The organism is Alphaproteobacteria bacterium, from assembly GCA_018667735.1.
Lineage (GTDB): Bacteria > Pseudomonadota > Alphaproteobacteria > Rickettsiales > JABIRX01 > JABIRX01.
In genome coordinates this window covers 1-6116 of the sequence record JABIRX010000005.1, presented here as the reverse complement: position 1 = coordinate 6116, position 6116 = coordinate 1, and the positions used below count along the sequence as shown (strand labels likewise).

The following is a 6116-nucleotide window of genomic DNA, read 5'->3' as shown; positions in this document are numbered from 1 at the left end:
TGCCCAACTAACCAATTAGATAGTTCTGCTTTAGAATATAATGAGTTTTGGTGATTACCTACAGCAACAATGGAAGTTAGCTCATCTAGAGTGTCATAAGTAATTGGACAAGTTAAATCTTCCAAATTAGATTCCAATATGCGCTTAATTTGTGTCTCTGATAACTCTCCAATAGGGGATCTTTCTAATAGCTCAGTTTGTCTTCTACCAGATTTTTCAAGATATGTAATGATCCCACAAACAGATAAAGCACAAAATAGACCAAAAAGTGGGTATGATTTTATGCTTTCTCCCTCTTTGCTGTGACCACTAACAGTTGTATCAAATAAAGGAGTTCTAATACTTTTATCTGTTATGTAATTATTTGCACCAGCTGTTATCAGTGCTTTTACTACGTCCTCATGCCCGTTTTTAGCTGCTATGAAAAAAGGAGTTACCATCCTTAACTGCTTTGTTTATATCTGCGCCAGCTGCTATCAGTGCTTTTACTACGTCCTCATGCCCGTTTTTAGCTGCTGTAAATAAAGGAGTTTCATCATACTTATTTGCTATATTTAAATCTGCGCCAGCTTCCATTAATAATCTCATTATAGCCATATTACTATCTCTAGCCGATCTAAATAAAGGAGTTTCCCCTCTCTCGCCCATAAGGTTTAAATCTGCGCCAGCTGTAATTAATATCTTTACCATTTCTAAATCTTCATTATAAACCGCATCATATAGAAGTGTTTCTCCATTTATATTTACTTGATTTAATGCTGCACCAGACTTAATTAATAGCTTTGCTATCTCCATATCTTTAGCTTCATCTATGTTTAATTCAGTTATAGGACTTATGCCCGCTTTATTTGGTTTGTCTAAATCTGCGCCAGCTGTAATTAATAATCTCATTACAGCTATATTACTATCTCTAGCCGATCTAAATAAAGGAGTTTCCCCTCTCTTGTTCGTAAGGTTTAAATCTGCACCAGCTGAAATTAATATCTTTACCATTTCTAAATCTTCATTATAAACCGCATCATATAGAAGTGTCTCTCCATTTATATTTAATTGATTTATATTGGCTCCTTTTGCAACAGACTTCTTTATTGCGGTTAAACTGCGCTGCCTCACTGCAGTAAAAAGCAAATCCCAGCTCTTTTCCCCATTTGCCATCTCGTGTGCTAATGATTCAACAAAATAGCCATTACCTTCTATGTCTAGAACTGTTGCAACACTGTCTTTTTCTTGTTGATTAATTAAATAATTGTTAATTTTAGGTATTGCACTAACTGATTTTAAAGCTGCAAACATAGTTAAAAACTTTGATATTCTCATAATAACCCGTATTTTGTAAGCTCTATACATACTATAGCATATTTTAAACGACAAGTAAAGCTTATTGCCTAATTAAGTATGCTATAACCTGTGTTGGCAGTATGTTCTTCTGAAACTGGCCTAATATACAAAACTTTTTATTCTTAGATAGATAACCTAATTGACAATGTGAGCTCTTAAGTATCAATCTAATTTAGTCAAAAAATAATACGACATTATAAATTTAATCAAGCAAATAAAACTTTACTCTTATTGCATCACTTCTATATAATGTTATTTTATAACATTTAAAATATTAAAATGAAAAAATCACTTTTATTTTTATTAGTAACATCAACTTTAACTTACAGTGCACATGCTGCAAACTACAAAGCACAATTAAAAGCTTTAGAAAAAAGAATTTCGGAATTAGAGAGCTCCAAGCAAATCAACAGCAAAGATTACGACTTAGTTGGCGCAACAAAAAGAAGGTTAAGTGGTGATAACACATTTAATCCAGCTATCTCCGTAGTTTTGAATGGAACTTATGCTAAATTTTCAGAAAAAGAAAATGAAATATTGGGCTTTGCTCTTGAAGAAGAAGGTGAAAGAGGAAGCGAAGGAATGTCCCTTGGCGAAACAGAGCTGAATATATCCAGTAACATTGATGATAAATTTTATGGTAGCGTAACTGCAGCCCTAGTAAATGAGGATGGCGAAGATATCATAGAGTTAGAAGAGGCTTTTATCCAAACCTTAAATTCATATAAAGGTTTATCTTTAAAAGCTGGTAAGTTTTTTGCAACTATTGGTTATTTAAATGAGCATCATAAACATGCCGATAATTTCGCCGACAGACCTTTACCATATAGAGTATTTTTAAATAGTGCATATAACGATACTGGTTTAGAAGCTTCATACTTATTACCAACTCCAATATATATGGAAGCTGGTTATGGCTTATTTAGAGGAGATGATTTTCCAGCTGGAAATGCTAGTGGAGAAGGAGCGAATTCCGCTAGTGGTTACTTAAAAATTGGAGGAGATTTAGGCGCTAACACTTCTTGGAGGTTAGGTGGTTCTGTGTTAAATACTAAAACTGCTAATGATGGTCGCTCTGCTAATGAAGATTCTACAACTTTTGTTGGAAGTACTGATATAGCAATTGCTGATCTAAAAATCTCACATAGCTTCACTGGTAACAGAAAAAACAATGAATTAATTATTCAATCTGAATATTTTCAACAAAAAGAAAAAGGAAATTACGATGTAAGCGGCACTACAGGTGATGTAGATAGTAAAAATAATGGTTATTATGGCGAAGTAATTTATAAATTTACACCTAATTACCGTATTGGTTACCGTTATTCTAAATTAAATGCTTCAGAAGTTTCTGCTGCATTGGCTGATACAGCATTAGATGATCAAGGTCACGACCCATATGTAAATTCTATTATGATTGATTGGACAAATAGCGAATATTCCCGCATTAGACTACAATATAATGAAGATAACACTACTACTCAAAGCGACAATCAATTATTAGTCCAATATACTATGTCTTTAGGTGCACATGCAGCTCATAGTTACTAATAGTCATTTTTCTAAAATGATTCGTTCATTTTGTATAATATTTAGCTTATTTTGCATTAGTAGCAACGCTAGTGCAAAGCTAAATATTTTTGCTTGTGAATCAGAATGGGCAGCTCTTACCAAAGAAATAACTAAGGATAAAGCTAATATTTATATTGCGGTAAAGCCAAATCAAGATGCGCATCATTTACAAGCAAGACCAAGCTTGATCAATCGGGTAAGAAAAGCTGATTTTCTAGTTTGTAATGGGGCTGACCTAGAAATAGGCTGGCTTGACCTAGTTATCCAAAACTCACGTAATAATAAGCTTACAAAAGGCAATGTTGGCCATTTCCTTGCCGCAGACCATGTTAATTTGCTAGAAGTTCCAACAGAATTAGACCGTAAACATGGGGATGTACATGCAGCAGGAAACCCACACTTACATTTAGACCCTGCTAACTTACTTATTATCGCAGCTAAATTAACCAATAATTTAGTATTAACAGATCCAGAAAATGAAGCTTTTTATCAAGAAAATTTGAAAGTTTTTTCAGCCAAACTTAAGCAAAAACTTAAATTGTGGCAAAAACAAGCAGAGCAATTAGCAGAACAGAAGATCGTAGTTATTCACAAGAGATATATTTATTTGATAAAGTGGCTAAACCTAAATCAAATAGCCACAATAGAGAAGTTACCGGGTATATCACCTTCTATTAAACACTTAAAAGAAGTTGAAAGAAAACTACAAGGGCAAGCCGGAGTTTTAGCTCTTGTTGCGCCATTTGATAATAGCTCATATGTGAGATGGTTAGAGGATAATAGCAAAAGCAAAATAGTGAATTTACCTTATTCACCCGCTGAAAATCAGGATATTTTCTCTTTTTACAGCGAAGTTATTGCTAAATTAATAAGCGCTAATAATTTATAGTTTTATTGGTTATAAACAAAGCCATTTTGGCTTATATATTTGAACAAATTAAACCAAAAATTTGCTATCATATTTGTAGCTATGCTAAATTAGATTGGTATGAATAAATTAAGCAATATTTAAGCCACAGGCAAAATAGTAAGATATCTGTGGTAAACATGAAAATTAGAATATCTAAAATTCCAGTTTCAGCACCTAAAATAAACCTGATTAGGCTGGCTTAGCTCTAAAGCCTCATAAACTACACTGAAAAAACTAAATTTGATCATGCATCCTTAGCAATAGCAACTAAATGATGAAGAAATGCAGAAGCTTAATGAAACATATTTAATAGGAAAACAGTAAATAAATAACAGCCTCCTCTATTAATTATTAATATCTCAACCAAAAATATTGCAAACACAAAAATAGCTCTTTTTCTTTATAGCTTGTAAGCAAACTCTCTCTTTTAGGAAGTTTTAACCGTAAGCTTGACTTTGCAATATCATTTTCTAGGCTAGAATTTAATTCTAATTAAACATAAGGTCTTTAAAGGCAAATTAATGCGTAGCTAATATATTAAGTTATTTTATACCCTCTTATGCTACTTTAGCTCTGCACTTACTTAATGATGGATTTAATTCTCTTATTCTTTTTACAGCTCTTCATTTTAAGAATGCGATAGTTTGGCACTTATGGTTGGAATATCCACTTAGCAGTGCTGTATGCATGATTAACTCCTATTCATTTCTTAACTTCCACTCATCTTATCTATTTAGTTACCATATCCATACAGAACCCTTCTAAAAGTTACTCAGCACTTTTACTTGCTTTATTAGTTAATCTGTTGGCCTTGATATTTGGGGTTAGCTTTTTAACTATATCTCAAAAAGCTTTATGTCTAAAATATACGCTCTATTTCTTTTATTGGAGCTGTGTCTATAGCTTTTTACTTTTCTTCATTTTTTTACCTTACTCTAAGTGTTAACCACAAGTAAATTATTTAAACTGCATGGATTCTTTAGCTAAGAAAATTGCTTTTTAGACAACTCAATAAATAGAGCTAGAAACTTTGCTGCACACCTATAGTGATAATATTTTCAGTTCCTAATTGAGGGCCATTTAACTTTTGATATAAGGGAAATTTATACTCTAAGGCTAATCTACTATTATGAAGTTTTTCGCGCTTAAAAACATAATTTAAGCCTATTGCAGCAGAGATTAATTTGCGACCAGCTAAGCCAGACTCTCTAGTTGGGCTGCTCATCATTGCGGATTCTATTGCATTATCTTTACCATCTATATTTCCTTCATCAAGATATGTAACATTAAAAGATGAACTTAATGTATTAGTAAAATTATATGCATGCCAACTTCCTAAAGTTAATTGATTACCTAAAGAATATCCTTGGTTATTTTGCCCTAACCTGATCAGTGATTTAATTTGATAACCTATAGAATTTTTACTAAAATATCTAGTCCCTGTAAACCCTATGGCTAAATCATTAGTACCACTACCTAATTGCATTCTGTAAGGCAGTCTTACGCCATTGTAACTCTCTTTAACACTTGCTGTTGCTAGCGAGAAGCCAAGTTCTAAGCTATTTTGCCAATTTTTATATGATAGATCTATAAGGTCTGCTACTTTTAAATCAGCAAAACCTTCAATCTTCATTTTGCTTTTGCTCTTATTCATTAAGTTTATCATCGTCATATTATTCTCTAAATATGGCATCATAAACATTAAAGTATGCTTATCATTTAATCCATACATCGCACCAAACATATGCTTTTTCATCTTCATCTCAATTGGCGCCATCATATAATCAGATATGTCATTATGCGAAATTTTAGAATCTCCATCATATAAATCAGCCATATTCATTTCCATTAAACGATATGAAATCATCCACTCGTTATTTTTATGAGTATGATCTCCCATCACTGTAATTGGCGCATGTGCATCAGGGCGATCAGCAAATACAGCACTGGTTAAAGTTAAAAGAAATAATATTACTCTAATTCTTTGCAAAAACATAATTTAATCTATAATTAGTTCAAATATAAAAATATAGATTAAATAGATTCATGTAAATGTGGCAAATTGTCGCAGATAAATAATATAAATAATGATGCAAAATATTAACTTAACAAATAAAGAAAATTTTAGACTGTTATTCTTGCTCCGGAATTATTTTGTCGCAATTGGGCTACTTATAGTTTTATTTTGCGAAATATTTAGTGATTTCAAACTTCTCATTAACCTTCATCTTATCTTATTTGCACTTTCAATATTAGCAAATTTGAGTGCAGTCAAATTATTAAAGAACAAAGATAT

5 protein-coding genes are annotated in these 6116 nt (G+C 32.1%); 2 read left to right on the top strand and 3 right to left on the bottom strand.

The genetic code is table 11. The features are described from left to right. Both HOH73_00435 and HOH73_00430 read right to left on the bottom strand, forming a co-directional pair. A partial coding sequence (locus tag HOH73_00435) for an ankyrin repeat domain-containing protein (GenBank protein ID MBT5827340.1) occupies positions 1–440 on the bottom strand: 440 nt, incomplete at its 3' end. Continuing rightward, the gene (locus HOH73_00430) at positions 412–1317 is read right to left on the bottom strand and encodes a hypothetical protein (protein MBT5827339.1); all 906 of its coding nucleotides are present in this window, start codon (positions 1315–1317) and stop codon (positions 412–414) included. The genes HOH73_00430 and HOH73_00435, both read right to left, overlap by 29 nt. 300 nt (positions 1318–1617) lie before the next feature. Here HOH73_00430 and HOH73_00425 point away from each other — a divergent pair, with 300 nt between their 5' ends. Together HOH73_00425 and HOH73_00420 are read left to right on the top strand one after the other, a co-directional pair. Beyond that, complete coding sequence (locus tag HOH73_00425; GenBank protein MBT5827338.1) at positions 1618–2889, top strand: hypothetical protein; 1272 nt, start codon at positions 1618–1620, stop codon at positions 2887–2889. Continuing rightward, a complete protein-coding gene (locus tag HOH73_00420; GenBank protein ID MBT5827337.1) occupies positions 2870–3799 on the top strand; it encodes a zinc ABC transporter solute-binding protein in 930 nt (309 codons plus the stop codon). Before HOH73_00425 ends, HOH73_00420 begins: the two co-directional genes overlap by 20 nt. A gap of 1042 nt (positions 3800–4841) precedes the next feature. Here the strand turns inward: HOH73_00420 and HOH73_00415 are convergent. Further along, the gene (locus tag HOH73_00415) at positions 4842–5816 is read right to left on the bottom strand and encodes a hypothetical protein (protein ID MBT5827336.1); all 975 of its coding nucleotides are present in this window, start codon (positions 5814–5816) and stop codon (positions 4842–4844) included. Between the last annotated feature and the right edge of the window lie 300 nt (positions 5817–6116).

What these genes read in the sequence shown, in the direction of transcription:
- HOH73_00430 (MBT5827339.1), bottom strand. Translation starts at nt 1,317, where the DNA reads ATGAGAATATCAAAGTTTTTAACTATGTTTGCAGCTTTAAAATCAGTT.
- HOH73_00425 (MBT5827338.1), top strand. Translation starts at nt 1,618, where the DNA reads ATGAAAAAATCACTTTTATTTTTATTAGTAACATCAACTTTAACTTAC.
- HOH73_00420 (MBT5827337.1), top strand. Translation starts at nt 2,870, where the DNA reads ATGCAGCTCATAGTTACTAATAGTCATTTTTCTAAAATGATTCGTTCA.
- HOH73_00415 (MBT5827336.1), bottom strand. Translation starts at nt 5,816, where the DNA reads ATGTTTTTGCAAAGAATTAGAGTAATATTATTTCTTTTAACTTTAACC.